Origin of the sequence: Pseudomonas syringae pv. cilantro (assembly GCF_001293775.1) — a bacterium.
Taxonomy (GTDB): domain Bacteria; phylum Pseudomonadota; class Gammaproteobacteria; order Pseudomonadales; family Pseudomonadaceae; genus Aquipseudomonas; species Aquipseudomonas syringae_P.
In genome coordinates this window covers 1-24114 of sequence record NZ_LGLN01000035.1, presented here as the reverse complement: position 1 = coordinate 24114, position 24114 = coordinate 1, and the positions used below count along the sequence as shown (strand labels likewise).

General features: G+C 59.1%; 16 protein-coding genes. 5 read left to right on the top strand and 11 right to left on the bottom strand.

The window, feature by feature from the left end; genetic code table 11:
• The first annotated feature begins 13 nt into the window (after positions 1-13).
• A complete protein-coding gene (locus tag ABJ99_RS10715; protein WP_054085817.1) occupies positions 14-571 on the top strand; it encodes a GNAT family N-acetyltransferase in 558 nt (185 codons plus the stop codon).
• 32 nt (positions 572-603) lie between these two features.
• Here ABJ99_RS10715 and ABJ99_RS10710 read toward each other — a convergent pair whose 3' ends face one another.
• Complete coding sequence (locus ABJ99_RS10710) at positions 604-819, bottom strand: hypothetical protein (protein ID WP_054085905.1); 216 nt, start codon at positions 817-819, stop codon at positions 604-606.
• 210 nt (positions 820-1029) lie between these two features.
• Between ABJ99_RS10710 and ABJ99_RS10705 the strand changes: the two genes are divergently transcribed.
• A complete protein-coding gene (locus tag ABJ99_RS10705; protein ID WP_054085816.1) occupies positions 1030-1599 on the top strand; it encodes an NADPH-dependent FMN reductase in 570 nt (189 codons plus the stop codon).
• Between the two features lie 127 nt (positions 1600-1726).
• The gene (locus ABJ99_RS10700) at positions 1727-6928 is read left to right on the top strand and encodes a dermonecrotic toxin domain-containing protein (protein WP_054085815.1); all 5202 of its coding nucleotides are present in this window, start codon (positions 1727-1729) and stop codon (positions 6926-6928) included.
• A gap of 41 nt (positions 6929-6969) precedes the next feature.
• Here ABJ99_RS10700 and ABJ99_RS10695 read toward each other — a convergent pair whose 3' ends face one another.
• Both ABJ99_RS10695 and ABJ99_RS10690 read right to left on the bottom strand, forming a co-directional pair.
• Positions 6970-8121, bottom strand: a complete 1152-nt coding sequence (locus ABJ99_RS10695) for an acyl-CoA dehydrogenase family protein (protein ID WP_054085814.1) — start codon at positions 8119-8121, stop codon at positions 6970-6972.
• A 3-nt stretch (positions 8122-8124) separates the two neighbouring features.
• Positions 8125-9222 carry an enoyl-CoA hydratase/isomerase family protein gene (locus ABJ99_RS10690; RefSeq protein WP_054085813.1) on the bottom strand — a complete coding sequence of 366 codons (1098 nt, stop codon included), beginning with the start codon at positions 9220-9222 and terminating at the stop codon, positions 8125-8127.
• Between the two features lie 270 nt (positions 9223-9492).
• Between ABJ99_RS10690 and ABJ99_RS10685 the strand changes: the two genes are divergently transcribed.
• Both ABJ99_RS10685 and ABJ99_RS10680 read left to right on the top strand, forming a co-directional pair.
• Entirely contained in the window at positions 9493-11172 is a 1680-nt protein-coding gene (locus ABJ99_RS10685) for an MFS transporter (RefSeq protein ID WP_054085812.1), read from the top strand.
• Positions 11169-12332 carry an HlyD family secretion protein gene (locus tag ABJ99_RS10680; protein WP_054085811.1) on the top strand — a complete coding sequence of 388 codons (1164 nt, stop codon included), beginning with the start codon at positions 11169-11171 and terminating at the stop codon, positions 12330-12332. Before ABJ99_RS10685 ends, ABJ99_RS10680 begins: the two co-directional genes overlap by 4 nt.
• Positions 12333-12537: 205 nt before the next feature.
• Here ABJ99_RS10680 and ABJ99_RS10675 read toward each other — a convergent pair whose 3' ends face one another.
• The 8 genes from ABJ99_RS10675 to ABJ99_RS10640 form a co-directional block, all read right to left on the bottom strand.
• On the bottom strand, positions 12538-14154 hold the full coding sequence (locus tag ABJ99_RS10675) for an inorganic phosphate transporter (protein ID WP_054085810.1): 1617 nt from the start codon (positions 14152-14154) through the stop codon (positions 12538-12540).
• A gap of 149 nt (positions 14155-14303) precedes the next feature.
• On the bottom strand, positions 14304-15320 hold the full coding sequence (locus ABJ99_RS10670) for a transporter (RefSeq protein WP_024647110.1): 1017 nt from the start codon (positions 15318-15320) through the stop codon (positions 14304-14306).
• A gap of 162 nt (positions 15321-15482) precedes the next feature.
• On the bottom strand, positions 15483-16304 hold the full coding sequence (locus tag ABJ99_RS10665; protein WP_054085809.1) for an aldo/keto reductase: 822 nt from the start codon (positions 16302-16304) through the stop codon (positions 15483-15485).
• Positions 16305-16403: 99 nt separating this feature from the next.
• Positions 16404-18035 carry a methyl-accepting chemotaxis protein gene (locus ABJ99_RS10660; RefSeq protein ID WP_080378117.1) on the bottom strand — a complete coding sequence of 544 codons (1632 nt, stop codon included), beginning with the start codon at positions 18033-18035 and terminating at the stop codon, positions 16404-16406.
• A gap of 364 nt (positions 18036-18399) precedes the next feature.
• A complete protein-coding gene (locus ABJ99_RS10655; RefSeq protein ID WP_054085808.1) occupies positions 18400-19008 on the bottom strand; it encodes a TetR/AcrR family transcriptional regulator in 609 nt (202 codons plus the stop codon).
• A gap of 177 nt (positions 19009-19185) precedes the next feature.
• Positions 19186-22050 (bottom strand): PAS domain-containing hybrid sensor histidine kinase/response regulator, encoded by a 2865-nt coding sequence (locus ABJ99_RS10650; RefSeq protein WP_080378120.1) that lies wholly within the window; start codon positions 22048-22050, stop codon positions 19186-19188.
• A 428-nt stretch (positions 22051-22478) separates the two neighbouring features.
• The gene (locus tag ABJ99_RS10645; RefSeq protein WP_054085806.1) at positions 22479-23162 is read right to left on the bottom strand and encodes a hypothetical protein; all 684 of its coding nucleotides are present in this window, start codon (positions 23160-23162) and stop codon (positions 22479-22481) included.
• On the bottom strand, positions 23159-24114 hold a 956-nt coding region (locus tag ABJ99_RS10640), incomplete at its 5' end, for a hypothetical protein (protein ID WP_080378116.1). The genes ABJ99_RS10645 and ABJ99_RS10640, both read right to left, overlap by 4 nt.

Genomic DNA, 24114 nt, shown 5'->3' with positions numbered 1-24114 from the left:
GGCGAGTGTTGACATGAACCTGGCAAATCCTGCCTTGAGCATTCGGGTTGCAGACGAGTGCTTCGAGGACTACATCCTCAACAGCGAATTCACTTTCACGGTGTCCGGTTTTGCCCAGGCGCGGATCGGTGAAAGTGTCGAGTCGTGGCAGGTCGAGCCGGTCGAGCCGTACCGCAAGAACTACGGCATCGACTCTCAGGAGTTCGCCGATCATCGTGATGCGGCGTCCAGCTCGGTCATGGTGGCCTGGCTGAACGGACGTGCAGTCGGGCACATTGTCATGAGCACCCACTGGAGCGGCTTTGCCTACATTGACGAGCTGGCCGTGGATGAATCGGCGCGGCGTCATGGCGTGGCCCGCTCGCTGCTCGATGTGGCGCAATTCTGGAGTCGCAAGCGCAATCTGCCCGGCATCGTCCTGGAAACCCAGAACAACAACCTGGCGGCCTGCCGTTTATATGAACGTTGCGGCTACGTGGTAGGCGGGGTGGACCATATGCGCTATCGAGGCATTGATCCACACACTCGGGAAACCGCTATCTTCTGGTACCTGATCTTTCCCGCTGCCTGAGACAAGCGGGCCCAAGACAAGAAAAGCGTTGGTTATCCGGGAATACGGGTCATCTGCACGCCGGACCCGACCAACTCGAAATTGTCCCCACCCAGATGCCTGACCCGGTCACCGATCGCCAATTTGTAGGTGATCACCGGCTGACCGCTCTTTGCCTCATCCGGCTGCGATTCCTGGAACTCATGCACCGGGTAGACGCGACCTTCGACGTCTCTGGCATGAAATTGTCCGACGAGAACTGAAGCCATTTGCTCACTAACCTCTGAAACTGAATATAACTGCTGGTTTACAAAACTATCGAGGCTTGTAGACCACTGATCTATAGGGGAGTTTGCCCGAATCAAAAAAATAATCCGGGCTTCGGGATAGTACTCGGGAATTGACTGGAGCGGGGGGCGTCTAAACCCTGCTTCTGTTCCATACCCAATTTTCCCTTGAATCAGAGGACGGATATTTTCATGAGCCAGGTTCATACCATTGCCGTATTGGTCGGCAGTCTGCGAAAAGACTCCATCAACCGCAAGATCGCGCTTGCTCTGGCAGATCTGGCACCTGCCAGCCTGAAACTGAACATCGTCGAGATCGGCGATCTGCCGCTGTACAACGAAGACATCGACGGCGCTTCACCGCCGCAGGCATACAGCACCTTTCGCGAGCAGCTCGGCGCGGCCGACGGCGTCTTGTTTGTGACCCCGGAATACAACCGCTCGGTACCGGGAGCGTTGAAGAACGCCATCGATGTGGGCTCGCGGCCTTATGGCAAGAGTGCCTTCAGTGGCAAGCCGGGCGCTGTGATCAGTGCTTCACCAGGCGCTGTCGGCGGCTTTGGTGCCAACCACCACTTGCGTCAGTCACTGGTGTTTCTGGACGTGTTGTGCCTGCAACAGCCTGAAGCCTATCTGGGCGGTGCCGGGAGCTTTTTCGATGAGTCTGGTGCGCTGTCCGAGAAAACCCGACCGTTTTTACAGACCTTCATCGACGCGTTCGCCGCCTGGGTCGAAAAGAACGCCCGAGTAGCGGCCAACTGAGCCGATGTCGCTGAGCTGCTTTATGTAACGCAGTTGCCGCAGGCTATCGCAATAAGCTGTTTCCTTTTGTCCTCACCCATGCGCTCAGGTTTCGTGTGCGGTGAGGCTGGACCAAGGGAAACAGCAGATGTCAGACACACCTCCGTATTTTTTCAGCGACACCCTGCGTGCGCGCTTTGCTCTGGATATTCAGGACGCCGTTGAGCAGGCGCGTATCAGTATCAGTCAAAGCCAGTGGCTGCTTAGCCTGACGGGTGAACCCGCTATTGCAGATTTCTCAGCGCCACGGCCTGAGGTTTACAGGCTGGTCACGAGCGATGGTTCGGCGGTCAATGCCGAACTGGCGGGCGCCTTGCTCTTCAGCAGTCAGGATGCAGCGGTCTTTTTAAGCACACTGACGTTCGGAATCGAGCGATTCGAGCATCGCGCTGCATTGCTCACCGCCCTGCAACAGCGGTTCGATGACATCGGTACTCAGGTCACGATCAATGCCGAGCTGGTGGAGGGGCCCCTGTTCGAAGCGCGAACCCTCTCGATCATGCGCCAACAGGCCAGACATCTTGAGGGTCTCTGGTCGCAGTTGCATGACCTTCCTGATCTGCGGGTGGCAGCGGGCAAGGCTTTTCAGGCGGGTCTGACACGGCGAGGGGCGGGAGGGGGCATTGATGTCTTCAGCCATCTTCTGCAAATCGTCGACAGCAGTCCGCTCACTGATCGGGTACTGACAGCCGTCGTGGGCACCCAGTACCTGGCGGATTCGGCGCTGGATGAAATCGTTTCCGAGCGCCTGCCGCCCGGCCTTTTCCGTCAGTTCATGGATCGTGAGGGACTTGCGCTGACTGATCCGGAGGCCAGCCTGTTCCAGAACGCACTGAGCGGTGCGGTCGACGAAATAGGCACTGTTTACGAACGCTTGCTGGCGGACTACTGGACGTCGGCGCAGGCAGATGGCCGGACCCGGCGTGAGTCGGTGATTCATGCGCTGGCCGAGTGTTTTCGCCAACACCTGCTGGCCAGTCGCGCAAACGGTTCGCTGAGTGATGCCGGTTATCATCGCCTGCGTGACCTGTTGCCCTCGCATCGGGTCGCAAGCGATCCGCAATCGATCAGGGTGCGAAGACTGTCGGCGGTTGTGGCCGGTCAGGAGCCCGTCAAGCTGGTCGGACTTTTGTTGATCGACTTCCCGGCAGATGCGTCGTGGGGGATGTACCTGTATTCGTCCCTTTCAGGTTTCAGGCATTTTGACGGTTCTGAGCAACTGGTGGCTTTCCTGACCAGTGACCCTGCGCGCGCCGCGTTGCTGTTCTATTCATCGTTGAACGATCACGTATCGGTCAGCACTCCGGGAAGTGTCGAGCTTTATCAAGAACTGACCACGTCAGATTTTTTCGGCGAGTTCATGGATTCGATGATCGCGCTGCAGCAACGCAACTTGCGCCATGTGCTGGGGCTGCCTGCCATCGGTTTTGAAAAGACGCCGGTGCGTATCGATGATGCCCTGGATATACGGGCGTATCTGGATAGTCGCCTGTTAAGCCTGCAAGACCCGGGGCGCTGGCGTTCTTCGCCGGTTGCCTTCGATCAGCTCTGGGGCGCATCCGTCGCGACTGCAGAAGGGGCGGTGCGTATCAGCCATGAGGCGTCCGATACCTGGCTTGGAAAATTGAAGAAAGTCGAAACACTGCTGGCGCGTCAAGATGCCCTGCACGCTGGCGTGGACGGCTGCATGCTGCACGCATTGAATCGCTATCTGGCGCAGGTGGACGGACCGCGCCTCAATGCCCAGGCGCTTTGGGTGGCCGGGACCGCTGGCGACGAACCGCCAGTGCACATGCTTTCAGCCGCACTCGAAAGGGCTTGTGGTCATACGCAGACAACGCTTTCTGCCGGGCAGGTGCTTGAAGGGCTCGCAGCACCGATGTCAGACCGACCGGTGCGGCGTTTGCCTGTGTCTTTGCTCGAACAGATACTCACCTGTGTACTGACGGACTTTCCTGCGCGTTTCGAGCGGCAAGTGGGTGAGTTTTTCGAAAAATCGAGCCGCTATATGGACATGGCGGTGCACCCAGGCGTGTTATGCAGTCTGATCCGCGAGTACGCATTGCGTCTCGAGCTGCTCATGGAACAGCGCATCGCCACGTTGCCGGAGTCGACGCTGCAGAGCGTTCAGCAAGTGCTCGACAGGCCGCTGCGATCCATGCGTGCTGCGCTCGGCGAAGCGCGCGTGGAAGCCTATACCCTGTCGATCAGTTACGACGCGCACATGCCTTCCATCATGTTGCCCAACACGTTCGTGGTGGGCGGCACCCTCGATCCGGTCCTGTGGTCGCTGGGCCGAGGCCTGACGCTGTTCGAAAACGTTACGACGCTTGAGCAATACGTTCTGTCTCATTTGTTCGGCAGCACGGACGGTGCGCCTCTGTCCGGCCTTCTGACCCTTCCGGACCGCCTGGCGCTGCTCGCTTATTTCGGGCGAGTGCAAACACCGGAGGTCAGGCTGACCCTGCAGCGGATCGACGGACATTTCATCGAGGCCTTGCAGCATCAGGAAATCGAGCGGCAACAGCGTACCGCCGCTGACCTCTACCGGCAGGCCGTGACCTGGCAATTGCCATCAAGCACTTTCATTTATCTGCTGAATGCCGCCGAGCGAGACGACCGCAACCGTCAGGCGTTGAGCAATCTGGGTGTTGCCATTCAGTTCATTATCTACAAGGCGGTGGTACCGGTCTGGATCACCGAGGCCCCGATGCTCGATCAGGTTTCTCTCGTCGAGGCCATGCGTCGGTTCTATGTCATCTGTGTCGGTAGAAAGGACTTTCTGTTCGATATCCCCAGCCTTTACGAGTATTCGCAGGCACAACTGATCGCCCGCCTCAAAGCGGACTTTCCCGAGCAATACCTTGACCCCGAAGCGATCCTGGTCACGCTGACCCATTATGTTCCCGTGCCTGCCGCCCCGGGCCAGGTGCCTGCCTCGATACCCGCAGCGACTCAAAGAGTCAGTGAAAATCTTGTCGAGTTTGCAGCGAATCGCTTCATGTCCAGGCAAGACGGCGTCATTGCGCTGGCCTCTGCAGACGGTCGGCCTATCCCTGCAACGCTGACGCCGCTCTACATCCGCAGCCTGGCTGAATCGATGGATGTTGCGTCGGGCTACCGGACGCTGCTGGAGTCGGCGCTGGCCACCAGTTCGCCTACCTACCTGGAGCGCAGGCAGCTGTTTACCGAACAGATGCCGGCGCTGGACACCTTGCGTGCGCTGGTTCTCAAACTCAGGAAAGAGCTGTCCGATCAGGCCTATCGCTTCATCGAAGGCGTACTGAATATGCCTGACGGGGTCGCTCGTCTCCCGGTTCAGGGGGTGAAGGTGGTGCTCAGTCCGTTGCGACTGCTCCCGGCCACGGAAGGCTGGGCCCCGGCCGTTGTCGTGAACACTTACCTGATCGGACCCGCCGAGCCGCACGCTGGCCCATGGATACTCTATGCGCTGATGCACGACGAATTTGTTTTCAAGGAATACCCGCATCAGGCCGCGTTGCTGGAGGACATTCGAACCTCTGCCAGTCTTCAGGCCTTCATCCTCAGCCGGATCGATCCCGAGTTTCGCAGGATTTACGACAACGGTGGGTTCGTGGAGCCGCACTTGCCGTTCAGCGTCGAGTCCTCGTTCGACATGCCCTGGGAGCAACCGCCATCCGTCAGACTGAGTGTCGAGCCTTTTGAAGGTAATGCTACCGAGTTGCTGTTCAACGGCGCTGTGGATGCGTTGAAGCTGGAGGTTCGGCAGCAGAGTGTCACCAATGCCGAACACCGGAGCAGCGCCTCGCAATACCTGTTCAGCCTGGGCGCCGAACAGATCATGACGCTCATGCCGGGGCGGCTGGGCGTGCTGATTGGTGTATGGCAAAGCCAGACGTTATTGAACTCGTCGGCGGCTTCAGCCGGAGAACAACGCTGGGGCAAGGCGTTTTCAGAGTTCATGGCGGCGCTGAGCGTGATGATTTCCGCCAGGCAAAACCCGCGTGCGCTGGTCGCCCAGCTGGATGAGGAGGTGGGTACGCTGGCGGAAGAGGTTGCGTCTGATGACTCAAATGAAAATAACCCGTCACCCCTGGAATTTTCATGGAGCAACAGTTCGCTCACTCAGCAGATACGGGCCCGTTTGCGTGAGTTCGAATTTCACACTATCGCGCTGAACGCACTGGAGCGCGATGAATTGATGAATACCTACAACGATCTGGAGACCGGCAACACTTATGCCGCTGTAGAAGGCAAGGTGTATGAGTTGCGCTCTGATGCAGAAGGCTGGTTTATCGTTGCTCATGGCAAAACCGGGCCGTCTGTGCGACTTGATGAAAGCCAGCGCTGGAGACTTGATATTCAGAGCGGGCTGAAGGGTGGCGGCGGGATGGTCACCCGCATGTACCGCGAGATCGTGGACGACGATGTCGACGAAGCACTGGTCGTCAATGCGAGCGGTATGTCCGACATTCGCCGTACTTACCGGGAGATGGCGCAGTCGATTGAGGAAGCGCACGCTCAGGCGCAACGCTATCTGGAAAACTGCCTGTCCAATCTTGCTCTTCGCTCACCCGAAGGTGCTGCAGACGTACGGGTGGAGCGCATCCTTGCTGAGTTTTTCAGCGAAAAAACGCCAGATGATCGTATTTACGATATGACCAGAACAGCGGTCACCGACATCTATCAGGCGCTGATGGATCCGTCCCTTTCTCCGATAGACTCGCCGCGCTATGTCGTGGGAATCAACCGGATTGGTCATGAGTCGACCAGCGGCTTTGTCATCCCGGCTGACCCACACCAAAGGATTTTTCTGACCGAACTGTTCTTCCACACCCCCGAGTACCGATTCAAGATCAGTGCGATGCGCTCGGGCGAGTTCAGGTTCGGCAGCCATTATCGCGCCGCCATCCTGCTTCATGAGCTGTCTCATCTTGCTCTCGACACTGCTGATATTGTCTATGTCGACTCTCAGGCACCGTACTTGGACCTTCTGGATGACGCATCGGAACATCGCAAAAAGCTTATAAATCACCAGGTGACGCTCCAGCAGAAAACCTTGTCCTGCAACACGGATCGCAGCCAGTTGTTCAGCAAGCTCGAAGATGGAGAGATTCGTGATCTGCGAAGGAGGGACGGCGATGGCAAACAGGCGATTTTGCGCATTACCGGCAAGCCTACACTGGATCAGGCCAAGGACGTGTTTTATTCCGACGTGCAGAAACGAGCGAAAATCATGCTCAAAAATGCTGATTCGCTGACGTTGCTGATTACATTGTTGGGGCGGGAGCGTTTTGTGCCACGCTGATAACGCACCCCGGCGACCGACGTCGTCGGGGTGGCTGCGCTTCACACCAGATAGTGGCGCAGTTCGCGTGCAATCAACAGGCGCTGGATCTCGCTGGAGCCCTCGTATATCTGGGTAATCCGGGCATCGCGGTAATAGCGCTCGACGGGGTAATCCTCCAGATAGCCATAACCGCCATGAACCTGGATCGCCTTGGAGCACACCCATTCAGCCATCTCCGAGGCGAACAGTTTGGCCTGGGAGGCTTCCGACAGGCACGGCTGCCCGGCGCTGCGCAGACGCGCGGCGTGCAGGGTCAGCAGTCGGGCGGCATTGATCCGGGTATGCATGTCGGCCAGCAGGTTGGCGATGCTCTGGTGCTCGATGATTGGCTTGTCGAACTGCACGCGTTCCCGCGCATAGGCCAGCGCCGCTTCGAAGGCTGCACGCGCGATGCCCAGCGCCTGAGCAGCGATGCCGATGCGGCCGCCTTCCAGATTGGAAAGGGCGATGGACAGCCCTTTGCCGCGCTCGCCCAACAGGTTGGCTGCAGGAATACGGCAGTCATTGAGCGTCACCGCACAGGTGTCAGACGCCCGAATGCCCATTTTGTGTTCGCTGCGGTCCACCACAAAACCGGGGGTGTCGGTCGGCACCAGAAACGCCGACAGGCCCTTTTTGCCAAGCTCAGGATCGGTCACGGCAAACACGATAGCCAGTTGCGCCCGTTTGCCATTGCTGACGAACTGTTTGGCGCCGTTGATCACCCATTCATCACCCTGCAACTCGGCGCGCGTGCGCAGGTTGTGCGCTTCCGAGCCGGCGTGCGGTTCAGTCAGGCAGAAACAGCCGATAGCCCGACCGCTTGCGAGTTTTTCCAGCCAGGTGTGTTTCTGCTCGTCGGTCCCGAAGTTGAGGACCGGCCCGCAGCCCACCGAGCTGTGAACGCTCATCAGCGTGCCGGTGGCAGCGTCGGCGGCGGAGATTTCTTCAACCGCCAGTGCGTAGGCCACGTAGTCGATGTAAGTGCCGCCCCATTGTTCCGGGACCACCATGCCCAGCAGGCCCAGTTCGCCGAGCTTCGCCACCAGCGCATCGTCGATCCAGCCAGCCTTTTCCCAGGCCTGGGCGTGCGGGGCGATTTCGTTGCGGGCAAACTCGCGCGCCATGTCGCGAATCATGACCTGCTCTTCACTCAGTTCCAGATCGTGCATGGCTCAACCCTCCATGCCGCTGAAGAAACTGTCGACGTGCGCGGCGCTGACGTCCTGCGCGCTGCGATGCTTCCATTGCGGCTTCTTGTCTTTATCGATGATCAGGGCCCGTATGCCTTCGATCAGGTCTCCGCGCTCGAACCACTGACGGTCGAGATGCAGTTCCATGGCGAAACAGGCCTGCAGCGGCAGATGACGCCCGCGGCGCAACATCTCCAGGGTGACCGCCATGGCCAGCGGCGAGTGCTTCTGCATGCGGGTGGCGGTGTCCAGCGCCCACTGGCGGGTGTCGCCGATGGCTACTTCCTGCAATTGTTCGAGTATGCCGGGGATGTCCCGTCGGCCGAAGAAATGATCGATGGCCGAACGCAGGGCTTCAAGCGGCGGCTCAGGCAGGCGCTGGGTCGCCAGTTTGGCCAGTGCGCCTTGCAGATCCTTGAGGGGGGTCGATTTCCATTTCAGATGATCGAGCATGTGGTCAAGCCGCGGCAGTTGCTCGCTGTTTGTCGACCAGTTGGCCAGACCGCAATACAGCGCGTCGGCCGCGCCGATCTGTGATCCGGTGACGCCCAGCCAGGTGCCGAGTTCGCCGGGCAGTCGCGACAGGAAGTAACTGCCGCCCACATCGGGAAAATAACCGATGGCAACTTCCGGCATGCCGAGACGGCTGCGTTCGGTGACCACGCGCAGGTCGGCGCCCTGAACCAGCCCCATGCCGCCGCCTAACACCAGGCCGTCCATCAACGCCAGAACCGGCTTGCGGTAACGGTGAATGCTCAGGTCCAGCGCGTATTCTTCGGCAAAGAAGGTGTGATGCAGGTCCTGACCATTCTGATGGCTTTCATACAGCGAGCGAATGTCGCCACCGGCACAGAATGCCTTGTAGCCCGCGCCACGCAGCACCACTGCGTAGATCGCTGGATCATTGGCCCAGCTGTCGAGCTGGCGTTGCAGCGTGCGAACCATATCCAGATCGATGGCGTTCAAGCCTTCGGGGCGATTCAGGGTCAAATGGCCAATGTGATTGCGCACGTCGATAGCCACTGCATTGCGGCTGGTGGGCTGCCGGACCGAGCGGGCGGATGAAACCTGTGAACTCATTCTGAACTCCTTGTTCGATTGCGCTTTCTTCTTGTTCTGGCGTTTGTCGCGGCATCGCAGCAAATCCTAGCAGCGCAAATGTGCAAAGCAAAACTGCGTTTAAGCATAGCCAGAAGTTTCAAATAGCCATCATTTTTCTGTGTTCGCCGGCCGTAGACGCGCTTGCACAGGAATCATTGCGAGCGGATGAGTATTCTCATGGTCAGCAGTGTCACACGAGGGCATTCCACAGGTCCTGACCATGCCAGACTTCTTCCATGAACGCGCTTCATGAGCGATAAATACGCGCCACGCGACTGGGCGGCCCACGAGCGCCCGACCATGCCGGGCTCGCCGTCGACGCCGCTGCATTCCACCGCGCTGCGCTGGGCGTTTGCGCTGGTCGGGGTGATCGTCGCGTTGACCGGCGGCCTCGGCAACGCGCTGGTCATCGCCAACCTGCCTTATCTGCAAGGTGCGTTGGGTGCGACGTCGCAGGACATCGCCTGGCTACCGGCCGCCTATATCATGACCAATGTGTCGATGAATTTGCTGCTGGTGAAGTTTCGTCAGCAATTCGGCTTGCGCGCGTTCACCGAGCTGTTTCTGGTGCTTTATTCGCTGGTGACGCTGGCGCACCTGTTCGTCAACGACATCGATTCAGCCATCGCCGTGCGAGCCGCGCACGGCATGGTCGGCGCGGCGCTCAGTACGCTGGGGCTGTATTACATGATTCAGGCCTTTCCTCAGAAATGGCGGCTCAAGGCGTTGGTTCTCGGGCTGGGTACCGCTCAATTGGCCACGCCGCTGGCCCGACTGGTGTCCGAAGACCTGCTGCAAATTGCCCAGTGGCGGGGCCTTTACCTGTTTGAACTGGGGATGGCGCTGCTCTCGCTGGGTTGCGTGCTGCTTTTGAAATTGCCGCCGGGTGATCGCTTCAAGGCGTTCGAGAAGCTGGATTTTCTGACCTTCGGGCTGCTGGCGTCCGGTTTTGCGTTGCTCTGCGCGGTTTTGTCGCTGGGGCGTATCGAGTGGTGGCTGGAAGCGCCGTGGATCGGCATCGCATCGGCGGCGTCGATTGCGCTGATCTGCGCCGGGCTGGCCATCGAACATAACCGCTGTAATCCGTTGCTGATTACCCGCTGGCTGGGCAGCGGGGCGATTCTGCGCCTCGGGCTGGCGGTCATCCTCTTTCGTATCGTGCTGTCCGAGCAGTCGGTGGGTGCCGTCGGTTTTCTTCAGGCGCTGAACATGGGCAGTCAGCAACTGCATACGCTGTATCTGGTGATGTTGCTGGGCAGCGTCGCAGGCCTGGTGGTCAGTGCGCTGACCATCAATCCTGCGCACCTGATCAAGCCGCTGTTGATTGCGCTGGCAATGATGGCGGTGGGTGCCTGGATGGACAGCCATTCGACCAACCTGACGCGGCAGTCGAACATGTACCTCAGCCAGTTTCTGCTGGCCTTTGGCGGTACGTTTTTCCTCGGGCCGACGCTGGTGCTGGGCATCAGCGGGGTGCTGGCCAACCCGCGCAACATGGTGAGTTTCTCCGTGCTGTTCGGGATCGCCCAGAACATCGGCGGCCTGATCGGGTCTGCTGCACTGGGCACCTTTCAGGTTGTGCGCGAAAAATTTCATTCCAGCCACATCGTCGAACACCTGACGCTGATCGATCCGTTGGTGCAGGCACGGCTGCAAAGCTACAGCGCCAGTTACGGCTCGGTCATCGCCGACCCTGCACTGCGCAACAGCCAGGGCATCCGCGCGATGGCCACAGCGGCGACACGGGAGGCCAATGTGCTGGCTTATAACGATGTGTTCATGCTGATTGCGTTGATTGCCGTGCTCACCATGATCTGGATTTCACTGCGCATGCTGTGGCTGAAAATGACCACCCAACCCCAGGCGCTGGCCCCGGTTGCACTTGCTGGTTCACCTTCCGTACCCTATTCCGGCGTTAAATCTTCATGACTGAATCCACTACCACCGACACTGAAGCACCTCGCAGCTCGTCATCACCGGCCCCGGCACCGTTGAAGTCGCCGGTCACCAGCCGACCCCGCTCGGCGCGCAAGCGCATCGTCTCCTCGGTGATTTTCGGGGCTGTCGCGCTGGTCGGTGTGCTGGTGGTGCTGTACGCATGGCAATTGCCGCCCTTCGGCAGCCCGATCGAGAGTACTGAAAACGCCCAGGTGAAAGGCCAGACCACACTGATCGGCCCGCAACTCAGTGGTTATGTCTATGAAGTGCCGGTGCAGGATTTCCAGTTCGTCAAGGCAGGCGATTTGTTGGTCCGTCTGGATGACCGCATCTATCGCCAGCGCCTGGATCAGGCCGAGGCGCAACTGGCGGTGCAAAAGGCCTCGTTGGCCAATAACCTGCAACAGCGTCGCAGCGCTGAGGCGACGATCGGTCAGCGTCAGGCCGAGTTGCAGAACAGCGTGGCGCAGAGCCGCAAGAGCGCCGCCGACCTGCGTCGTAACAAGGCGCTGGTGACCGATGGCTCGGTGTCCAGGAGCGAGCTGGACGTGACCGAAGCTGCCGATGCCCAGGCCAACGCGGCGGTTGCGCAAGCCAAAGCGGTGTTGCTGATCGCCCGTGAGGACCTGCAAACGGTGATCGTCAATCGCGGCTCGCTGGAAGCATCGGTCGCCAATGCGCAAGCGGCTGTCAAACTGGCACGCATTGACCTGGACAACACCCGCATCGTCGCGCCGCGTGACGGGCAACTGGGGCAAATCGGCGTGCGTCTGGGCGCTTACGTCAATTCCGGTGCACAACTGATGGCGCTGGTGCCGGAGCAACGCTGGATCGTCGCCAACATGAAAGAAACCCAAATGGCCAACGTGCGCCTCGGCCAGCCAGTGAGTTTCACCGTGGACGCACTGGACGGTCACCGGATGCACGGCCACGTACAAAGAATCTCACCTGCCGCCGGCTCCGAGTTCAGCCTGTTGCCCGCCGACAATGCGACCGGCAACTTCGTGAAAATTTCCCAGCGCATCCCGGTGCGCATTGTCGTCGACGCCGATCAGCCGATGATCGAGCATCTGCGGCCGGGCATGTCAGTGGTGGTGAGTATTGATACCAGTGTGGGAGGGGACGTGCCGCCTGATTTGACTGTGCGCTGAACCTCTGGACGATCATGAAATCGGGGACTTTGCTCACTTTGGTCCTTCAAAGTGAGTCGCCGAGGGGCGAAAAGGTGATCTGAGTCGAACCTCTATCCACCTGACATCGCAAAACCGCCGTGTGACGCAGAGCGTCACGAAATGTCTTACTGCCGCGTGGCAACGGCTCGCTCCTTCCCGGGAGCAGAGCTCATCGCGACAGGTGTCAGAACAGCTTGCTGAACACCCAGTACAACGAACCCGACAGCAGAATGGCCGCAGGCAGGGTCAGCACCCAGGCGGTGGCCAGGTTGCGCAACGTGCGCATTTGCAGGCCAGAGCCATTGGCGACCATCGAACCCGCCACGCCGGAGGACAGCACGTGGGTGGTAGACACCGGCAAGCCGTACATGTCGGCTGCGCCAATGGTGAACATCGCCACGACTTCTGCCGACGCGCCTTGTGCGTAAGTCATATGGGTCTTGCCGATCCGCTCTCCGACGGTCACCACGATACGCTTCCAACCCACCATGGTGCCCAGCCCGAGCGCAATGGCAACCACAATCTTGACCCAGGTCGGAATGAAACGCGTGGCACTGTCGATCTGCCCTTTGAAGGCTTCGAGCTTGGTTTTGGTGTCGGCGTCGAAATCACCCACCTTGTTTTTTTCCATCACACGGATGGTTTCCGAGGTCAGGTACATGTCGTTACGCACGTTGGTCACGGCTTCTGCCGGCACCTTCGACAGCGAGCCGTAGCTGGCCACCTCGCTGCCGATCTTGCCGGCCATTACGGCCAGCGCAGGGATCAGCTCCGGGCTGGCCTGTTTGCTGACCAGATAATCGGACAGCGTCTTGCGTGGGTCAGCCGGTGCCGGTTGAGAGACGTTGCGGATCAGCGCTTGCTGGGTGACTTCCGCCACGGCCGCGAATTGGGTGGACTGTTCGGCAGGCATGGTGCGGTTCAGCGCATAGGCCATCGGCAGGGTGCCGACCAGAATCAGCATGATCAGGCCCATGCCTTTCTGGCCATCGTTGGAGCCGTGAGCAAATGACACGCCGGTGCAGGTCACAATCAACATGGCGCGAATCCACAACGGCGGCGGGGCGTTGCCCTCGGGCGCCTTGTACAGCGCTCGGTTCTTGATGAACATGCGCATGGCCAGCAACAGCAGGGCGGCGCAGCCGAAGCCAACCAAGGGCGAGAGCAGCAACGAGTAACCGATCTTGGTGGCCTGCGACCAATCCACACCGCTGGTGCCGTCACGCCCGTGCATCAAGGCGTTGGCAATGCCGACACCGATGATCGAGCCGATCAGCGTGTGTGACGAAGAGGCGGGCAAGCCGAGCCACCAGGTGCCCAGGTTCCAGATGATGGCCGCGATCAGCAGCGCGAAGATCATCGCGAAACCTGCCGATGAGCCGGTCTGCAAAATCAGCTCCACCGGCAACAGGGCGATGATGCCGAACGCCACCGCGCCGCTGGACACCATGACACCCAGGAAATTGAAGAAGCCCGACCAGACCACCGCAAAACCGGGTGGCAGGGAGTGGGTATAAATCACCGTTGCGACGGCGTTGGCGGTGTCATGAAAACCATTGACGAATTCGAAGCCCAACGCGATCAGCAACGCCACACCCAGTAACACGAAGGGCGTCCAGGTGGTGACCACCGTGCCCATGTCGTCTACGTCTTGTTTGAGGCTGTAACCGGTAAACAGCAGGCCCGAAACGAGTATCACGAAGAAAAGAATCATGGTGATCCGGCTGGGCTTGCGGCCGAATTGAGTGGCCGACAGGCTCGCCCGGCCGCCGGCGTCGGGAGAAAGTGCATTGGTAGCCATGTGTGCAATCCTGGGTTGAAAGATTACTGACATGGTCATTGCAAAATGTGACAGAGATGCGACAAGTCACGAATGATCGCCCGCTTGTGGCGGTTTTCTGACAATCGGCGCAGCGCTGCAACCGGTTCAAGAACTGCGCTTACGCTTACTCAATAGTCGCCGCGTTTGCGAAAGGCCCAACGCCCGGCGACCAGCGTGAAGGTCGCCACCAGTGCGACCAGAATCCAGAAGCCTTCAGGGTCCGAGGCCAATGGCACGCCGCCGACGTTCATGCCGAAAAAGCCCGCAACGATGTTGATCGGCAGCGCCAGCACCGTCACCACGGTCAGGGTGAACAGGGTGCGACTGCTCTGTTCATTGAGGTTGGCGGCGATTTCTTCCTGCAACAGTTTGATGCGCTCGCCCAGGGCCGTGAGGTCGTTGATCACCAGTGAGGATTCTTCAATGGACTGGCGCAGCGCTTGCGCATCCTGCTCGCGCAGCCACTGCGGCGGGCGATGCAGCAGGCGCATCAGCGAGCCCGGTTCCAGCGCCAGCAGGCGTTGCAGGCGCACCAGTACCCGGCGCATGGCTCCGAGTTCGGAGCGGTTGTTACTCAGACGTTGTGACAGCAACTGGTCTTCTATGCGGTCGACATTGACGCTGGTCTTGCGCAGGAACTGGGTCAGGACTTCGCCCTGATCGCTGAGCAGATGCGCCAGCAGCTCGATCGGGGAATCGAACTGCTCGCCATGCTTGACTGCCGAGCGCAGTTTGTCCACCGAGCGCAGCGGTTGCAACCGCGCAGTGATCAGCAGGCGCTGGCGAGCGCAGACCCACAGTGTCGAGATATCGGTCGACAGCCGATTGAAGTCGAACACCACATCGTTGACCACCGCCAGCAAGGTGGCGTCGACGTGTTCGATGCGGGTCGACCGCGAGCCTTCATGCAGCGCCTCGAAAAATTCTTCCGGCAGATCCAGCGTGGTTTTCATCCAGCGCTCGCAGGCGGCGTGCGAGAGGTTCAGGTGCAGCCAGATAAAGTCATTTTCATCCGGCGGGTTTTGCAGATAATCCAGCGCGGCGGTCGCGCCGATTTCCTGACCGCTTTCACCGTGACGAAAGCGGAAGCCATAGAGCAGGCCGAAGAGGTCAGAATCCTGATGGTGCACAATGCTGTGATTCATGGCTGTCCACATGCGGCCCGGCCCGAACGGCGAGGCGATTGGCGCATGATGACAACGGGTTATTTCATATTTGTGACAGCTTGTTGCTGAGTATTTCCTCACTTGGCGTAATGCTGGCCGCGTTCAGCGGCCATTCAGTTACCTGAGCCTGACCGCAGGCGGTCAGACCATCGCCAGTGGCTGCTTGCGAGCAGGCGCCGGCCACGCCAGGTCGATGTCGGCCAGGTCCTGTTCGGTCAGCCGGATCTGCTCGGCCGCAATGTTCAGCCGAATGTGTTCCGGGTTGGTCGCCTTTGGGATGGCAATCATGTTGTCCTGACGCAACACCCAGGCCAGGGATATCTGCGCGGGGGTCGCATTGTGGCGTCGGGCGACTTCATGCAGGGCAGGGTGGTAAAGCATGTCCCCAGCCTGGCCGATCGGGCAGTACGCCATCAGCGGAAGATGGCGGTCTGCACTCCACAACATCAGGTCGAACTCGATGCCACGCTGCTCCGGGTTGTACAGCACCTGATTGGTGGCACAGCGCGGGTTGTTCAGCTCGATCATGTCCGGGACGTCGAAATTCGACACCCCCCAGGCGCCGATCTTGCCGGCTTCACGCAGGCGCTCGAAGGCCTCGACGGTTTCGGTCAACGGGTACTGACCCGGCCAGTGCAGCAGATACAGGTCGATATAATCGGTATTCATCCGTCGCAGGCTGGCCTCGCAGGCGGTAGGGATACCGCTGCGGCTGGCGTTGTGCGGGTAGACCTTGCTGACCACGAACACCTTGTCACGCTGCCCGGCAATGGCCTGCCCGACGATTTCTTCTGCGGCGCCATCAGCGTACATCTCGGCCGTGTCGATCAGGGTCAGGCCCAGTTCGATGCCCAGACACAGCCCGGCGATTTCTGCCGAGCGCAGATGACCTTTTTCACCCATGTGCCAGGTGCCCTGACCCAGCACTGGTACCGTGTTGCCTGCCAATTCCAGTGTGCGCATGTGACCCCCGCAGATAAATGATCAATAAGTGAGCGGTTAAGCAAACAGGTCTCAGGCAACAAGATGCGCACTAGGTTCCATGCGCCCACTGGATAACGACTAAACCCTGAACTGTTTCAGCAGCGTGCTCAGTTCTTCGCTCAACTCTTTCAGGTGCAGACTGGCTGAGGTCGACTGCTCGGCGGCCAGCGCAGTGCTCTGGGATAACTGCGCCGCCTGAGTGACGTTCTGGTTGATGTCGTCCACCACATGTGACTGTTGCAGCGTGGCGCTGGCAATCGAAGCGTTCAGGCTGTTGAGGTTGCGCAGGGCCTGACTGATGGAGGTCAGGCTCTGCCCGGCCTGGTTGGCCTGTTCGATGGTCAGTTGCGATGAGCGGCTGCTGTCGCCGATGACCTTGACCGCTGCATCGGAATGCTTTTGCAGGCGCTCGATCATGGCCTGGATTTCTGCGGTCGATTTCTGCGTGCGCTGAGCCAGCAGGCGCACTTCATCGGCCACTACGGCAAAGCCGCGGCCCTGTTCGCCTGCGCGCGCGGCTTCAATGGCGGCGTTCAGTGCGAGCAGGTTGGTCTGCTCGGCAATCGAGCTGATCACCTCCAGCACGCTGCCGATCTGCGTGCTTTCGCTGGCCAGACGCTGCATCACGTCAACCGCCTGGCCGATGGTGCCGGAAAGGTGTTCGATCTGGCGCAGGCTGTTGTCGATGTTGACCTGACCCTGGCGCGCCTGCGATTCGGCGTCGCGCATTTCGCTGGCGGCGTGCTCGGCATTCTTGGCGACGTCTTGCACGCCGTAGGTCACTTCGTTGACCGCCGTGGCAACCAGGTCCATTTGCTGCGATTGTTGCTGACTGCGGTTCTGCGCCTGCTCTGCGTTACCGCCCAGTTCGCCTGCTGCCTGGCCCAGCGCCACGGACGAGTTCTGCAACAGGCCGACCACGTTGCGCAGCTTGGCAATAAAGCCGTTGAAATGCGTTCCCAGCTCGGTGATCTCGTCCTTGCCGTGGGTTTCCAGGGTGCGGGTCAGATCACTTTCGCCGCTGGCGATGTTCGCCATGGCGTCGACCGCCGCTCTCAGTGGCCGGACGATGCTGCGCACGATCATGACCAGAAACAGCACCAGGACCAGTACGATCCCTGCGATGAATAGCCCTGCTTTCCACAGCTGAGTCTTGAACTCTGCGGCGACGTCATCCACGTATACGCCGGAGCCGAGAATCCAGCCCCAAGGCTGAAACAGTTGCACGTAAGAAGTCTTTTTCACCGGCTCGCTCGCGCCCGGCTTCGGCCAGCGATAATTAACCATGCCGGCGCCCTGACTTTTGACGACGGCGACCATTTCGTTGAACACCGCAAAGCCGTCCGGGTCGCGGATCGCCGAGAGGTTCTGCCCTTCGAGCTTGGTATTAGTGGGATGCATGATCATGACCGGCTGCAGGTCGTTGATCCAGAAATAGTCGCTCTGGCTGTAGCGCAGGCTTTTTATCTCTTTCAGCGCCTGCTGCTGGGCCGCTTCGCGCGTCATGCTGCCCGCGGCTTCAAGCCCCTGATAGAACGTCAGGATGCCACTGGCTGTCTGTACCACGTGCATGGTCTTTTCCGCTTTTGCCCGATACAGATCATCATGAGTCTGCCTCAGCAGGACTGCTGCGAGGACCAGAAGCATCAGCACAGAAACGAAAAGAATCAGCCACAAGCGGCGGCTGATGGACAAACTGCGCATATTCATGATCTTCACCCTATCCGTTATTTTTCTTCTTGGCGGCTGATCGGCGTAAAGCCGGACCGCAGAGCCTTTCAAGCATCTCGGCGCGTTCTCTGCAAACATGAGATCAAGATCACATTTTTTATCGGAAAAGGCAGGTATGGCGAATGGCTTACATCAAGAGACGCCATTGGCGCTATCGGTTCACCCGCTGTGCATGTAGGATCCAATTCAACAGCTGCTGCGAAGGAACGCCGCAGTGATCAGGGAGGATCGACCATTGCCAGGAGGCTACTGACAGGATGTCGGAATGGTCATGTTGCAAAACCACCCGCTTCGGCGGGTTTTTTGCGTCCGCAGGAAAATGGGTTGCTCGGCGGTCGTCTGTTTAGCGATCCGGCTCGCAGCCCCTGAGCACCAGCCTGAGAATGGTCTGCGTGGCCGCCTCATAATCTGTGTCCTCAAGTTTCGCCTTGCCGGTAACGGTCGCAATCTGCCAGTCGAAGTCGGCGTAGGTCTGGGTTGCGGCCCAGATGGTGAACATCAGGTGGTGAGGATCGATCGGGGCGATCTGCCCGCTGTCGATCCAGGCCTGTATGCACGCGATGTTGTGCCGGGCCTGATCATTGAGTTGTTCGATCTGTTCAGGCGTAAGATGCGGGGCGCCGTGCATGATTTCGCTGGCGAAGACTTTCGAGGCGAAGGGCAGGTCACGGGATATCTGGATTTTCGAGCGGATGTAACGGCTGAGCACCTCGGCCGGGATGCCTTCGGGGTTGAAGGGTGTCGACGCTTGCAGAATAGGTTCGATGATACTTTCCAGCACCTCGCGATAGAGGTTTTCCTTGGACTTGAAGTAGTAGTAGACGTTGGGCTTGGGTACACCGGCCTTGGCGGCGATGTCGCTGGTCTTGCTGGCGGCGAAACCCTTGTCGGCGAATTCCTCGCTGGCGGCACGCAGGATGAGTTCTTTGTTGCGCTCGCGAATACTGCTCATGACCGGTTGTTCCCTTGCCTGCATGGCGGTCGCGCATGTTAGCACCGGCCCTGCGCAGCGCTCAATGCACACGCGCAGGGCAGGGTGGCTGCCTGCCGGATCCGCTCATTTTCGACGATTTCCACGGTATCAAGCGGCATGCGCTTACCTCCATCGGACATGAGCGCCGCCAGTGGGTCAGGAGTTCATCAGTTCCTGCACGCGGGACGCCAGCACATCAATCGCAAACGGCTTGGTCAGCACGCGCATGCCCGGCCCGAGCTGCTCGTCGCCAATCGCTGCGTTCTCTGCGTAACCGGTGATGAACAAGGTTTTCAGGTACGGGCGGACTTCGCGTCCGGCATCGGCCATCTGCCGTCCGTTCATGCCGCCCGGCAGGCCGACGTCGGTGATCAGCAGGTCGATATGGACATCCGAGCGCAGCAGTTTCAGGCCGGCCAGGCTGTCGGCGGCCTCGATCAGCGTATAGCCGAGATCACCCAGCGCATCCGTGAGCAGCATGCGTACGGTGGGTTCGTCGTCGACGATCAGAATGGTTTCTCCGGATCGGGTGAACTCGACCGGCGCTTTGTCGACAGCGCTTTCATCCTTCACCGCTGCACCGTTGTAGCGTGGCAGATAGATGGTTATCGCAGTGCCCTTGCCCACCTCCGACTGGATACGCACCTGCCCGCCAGACTGATTGGCGAAGCCGTAGATCATCGATAGCCCGAGGCCTGTGCCCTGACCGATGGGTTTGGTGGTGAAGAAGGGGTCGAAGGCCTTGGCGATGACTTCGGGTGGCATGCCGGTGCCGGTGTCGGTCACACACAACGACAAATACTGCCCCGCCGGCATGTCGTGGACCTGCGCTGCACTGCCCTCGATCACTCGGTTGCCAGCCTCGATGGTGATGCGCCCGCCATCCGGCATTGCGTCGCGGGCATTGATGCACAGGTTCAGCAGTGCGTTTTCCAGCTGGCTGGCGTCAACCAGCGTAGGCCAGATCCCGAGGGTGCCGATGGTCTCGATCAGGATGCTGGGGCCTACGGTGCGCTGGATCAGATCCGTCATTCCGCTCATCAACCGGTTCACATCGGTTGGCTGCGGGTCCAGGGTCTGTCGACGAGAGAAGGCGAGCAGCCGGTGTGTCAGTGCCGCAGCGCGCTTTGCCGCGCCCTGAGCGGTGACGATGTATTTGTCCACTTCGCTCCAGCGGCCTTGTTCAATCCGCGTGCCCATCAGTTCCAACGCGCCGGAAATGCCCGCCAGCAGGTTGTTGAAGTCGTGGGCGAGACCGCCGGTCAATTGCCCGACCGCTTCCATTTTCTGTGACTGACGCAGTTTCTCTTCAGCCTGCATGAGCTCGGCGGTGCGGGCGGCCACGCGCTGTTCAAGCGTGTCGTTGAGCGACCGCAGTGCGGCGGTCGCGCGGTCTCGCTCGGCTGCGATGGTGCGTCGTTCGTCAACGTTGATGAGCACGCCCGGGAAGCTCAGCGGCGTGCCGTCAGTGGCCCGGTCGACGCGACCGTTCGCCTCGATCCAGTAATAATTGCCGTCGGCGCGACGCACCCGATACTGATGGGCATACACGCGGCCGTTACTGATGACCGCGTTGATCGCATCGATCAGTGCCGGCCTGTCCTCGGCGTGCACGGTGGCAATGACTTGCTCCAGGCTCAGCCCTTCGCGGCCCAGCGCAGGGTCCAGGCCCAGCGCTCTGGCGAAGGCTTCGTCGACCGTAAAGCGATCAGTCAGCAGGTCCCAGTGCCAGGTGCCGATGATCGCACCCGCCGCCAGGGCGAGCTGAACACGGTCGACGTTCTCGCGCGCCAGCGCCTCGCTGGTGCGCAGGCGTTCCTCGGCGTCCCGCCGCGCCGTGACATCACTGAATATGACCGCAATCTGTCGCTCCGCCGGATCACCGACCCGCACGGCCTTGACTTCGAACCAGCGCTCGAACGCCTTGGCATAGTTCTCGAAGCTGGCAGGTTCGCCGGTCTTTGCCACGTGGCCATAGGCTTCGAACCAGAAGCGTTCCAGGTCCGGTGCGAACTCGGTCACCCATTTGCCGCGCAGGTCGACGCCTGCCTGGCGTTCGAACGCGGGGTTGGCTTCGATGAAGCGGTAGTCCACTGGGCTGTCGTCGGCGTTGAATTTGACCTCGATGATGGCAAACGCGGCTTCGATGGTTTCCAGCATGGCTCGGGAGCGTTCTTCGCTCCGACGCAGCGCAGTCTCTGCCTTGCGCATCTGTGACATGTCGAGCATCGCGCCAATCATGCGCACGGCCTTGCCTTCGTCATCGCGGATCACATGGCCACGGTCCAGAACATCGGCGTAAGACCCGTCCAGACGGCGGAAACGGTATTCATCGCTCCACGCCGTGCCGCTGCCATCGATCACCGCATGGATAGAGGCGTCTATGCGTGCCCGATCATCAGCGTGAATCTGGGCAATCCACCATTCACCTGAGGTGTTCAGCGTGGCAAGCGGGTGGCCATAGGCCTGTTCCAGTGCGTCGTTCCAGAGCACGTGGTTGGCGGCAAAATCCCAGTCCCATATCGCGTCGTTGGTCGCTTTGGCGGCTAACCGGTAACGTTCCTGAGCTTCCTCGGTCGCGCGGCCCGCCAGGTGCTCTTTGGTCCGGTCGCGCAGGATCTTCACGAAACCAAGATGTTCGTTGCTGTCACCGTACAGGGGCATCATTTCACCTGACGCCCAGAAAAGCTGAGAGTCCTTGCGCAGATGCCAGCGCTCGTCTGCGGCGTGGCCCGCGTGCAGAGCGACGTGCATTTCATGCTCGATCTGACCGCTGGCCCGATCTGTGGGCGTGAAAAAACGCTCGGCTGTCTGACCGAGCATTTCCGCGGCGGTCCAGCCCAGAATATGCTCGGCCCCCGGGTTCCAGTCAGTGATGACGCCCGCAGGGTTCGTCAGAATCATGGCAAAGTCCACCGCGCTTTCGAAAACTGCGCGATGGCGTGCTTCTCGGCTGGCCAGTGCTGCCTGGCTAGGGTCAGACTCGCTATCGATGCCGGATTCTTCAAGAGCCTTTTGCAAGCGCGCGACCTGCGCTTGCAACTCTTCTCGGGTCAGGTATTTCAGAGCGCCTCCGGCTCACAGGTGTAAATCGTACTGCAGGCTGTGGCGTGTCCACGACCTGCGTTGCGCAATGAAATCTGGATTGTCGAGGTCTGCGTTTGCTTTCCGTTGAAAGCAGTTCAAAGCGTGTTGCGGTTCCGATCAGGTAAAGATGCTTGCTATGGCGATCACCATACAATGCCGTCTGAGTGCTGTGCGATAGACCGGAACCCCAGACGAGCAGGGGGCGGCAAATTACAGTGTTTTTGCCAGTCTGTTGCGAAAACCGCTGTGATTCAGTTGAAAAGTCACAGCCAGAGTTCGTCGGTAGACATCGGCTTCTGGTCAGGTTTCTTTAGGAGCGTGCTGCTCGAAGACCTGACCGATATCTGGATGATAGAAGCCGGTCACCCTTTCCAGGCTTTTTCGGTGAATTCAGCAGTGCACGGGAGCACGGTGTGGAGAAAATTCAGGTACTTGTTGAACAGCACCTCGTGCTTGAATCGAGCCTCGAAGCCCAGCGTGATGTCGGTACGGTGAGTGACGATCATCAAACGCTTGCGGTCGACGGTGACAAAGTTGTACTCGCCCCATGGCAGGCTTTGTTCATGGTGGATCGGGTTTTCCCAGTTGAGTAGCTTGAGGGCTGCGATAAATGCGATGGCCACCGGGCCGACCAGGAAGAGTAGCGAGCCGGTGATCAGGGCCACGAGAACGAACAGCATGATGACGAACAGGGCGATGCCTTTGAACAGAGCGGACGCGAAGTCGGGGTAGTGGAGGTAGTATTCGACAGAGGCCCGGTCGGTTTTGATGGTGTAGTGGTAAATGGTTTTTTGGCGGATGAGCAGGCCTGTGTAGTAAGCAAGATTTCCTGCAAGCGTCAATATTATAGTAATGAGAAAGTCAGGGCTTTCTAAAATACGATTCCAACCTGCCCAAATAAGAAATAAGCCGACGATTAAATGAATGGCGGTAAATCCAAGCTGCGTGATCATTATCTCTTTAGGTGACCTCGCAAGCGTTTTGATTTTCCAGTTTAGAATGTCGTTGCCTTTCGAAAGATCCAAGGCTTTTTCTTGCTGCGTCATACGGGTGTACTCTCTGCGACTTCCAGGGTCAGGGTGCCAATCCTGCTCGATGCCTTTACCTCTAGTTCCACTGAAGCCAAGCCGTCAATGGCGGTATCGCCTCTTGTGCCAAGCTCCATCTGAAACAGATAGCTTCTATCATCCTCGCCAGTCTTTAAAAGACTGGCCGGGTACCAGAATTGCAGCTCAAGATACGTTGCGTCCTTGTCGAGCGGCACCCAGGTTTCCCAGATGAGGTCTTCGTCTTCAGGTGGCATCCGGGGGAAAGTGAAATCTTCACTCGCTTTGCCAGCAGGCTTGTTAGTGAGCGTTCCGAAGTGTTCGACGTTCCTGAATTGCCCACGGTCTAGAAAACTCTCATGTAGCGGGCGGTCTATTTTTTCCACAGGTAATACGCCCCATGGCCGTTTGCTGCTGATGACGTTGAAATGCACGGAGTGTCCACGTACCAGATTGGGCAAACGCACTTGTACTGCTGCGCCATTTTGTACCGCCACGCTGTAGTAATCGCCCTTGCCAAGATAACGATCTTCATAATGCACGGTGCCTTTGACATGTATCTGCGGAGATAGTTGAATTTCCATCAGTGCGCGTATTTCTTCGCTCTTACCGTTGGTGGTTTCGGTATAGCGATAGTCCATATTTCTGGACCAACAGCACTTGCGTAGCCACCAGCCAACACTGTCTTGCTTGAAGTAATTCAGGGCCATCGTAGTAAAAAGATAAATTAAGCCTGTTACTAGTAGCGCTACGCTGAACCACGGATTCACAACGATAAATGTAAGAGTGCTAGCAGGAAAAAAACCTGCGATTAACTGAGCGGCTGACCCTATTCCCATTAAGCCTACAGAGATGATCTTTAAATCCAGCCAGTTTTTTTCTTCTGATGTTTTAGTCCCCGCTGAATCATCCAAGATGTCAAATATCTCTAATATAGCCGCCGCTATTCCAA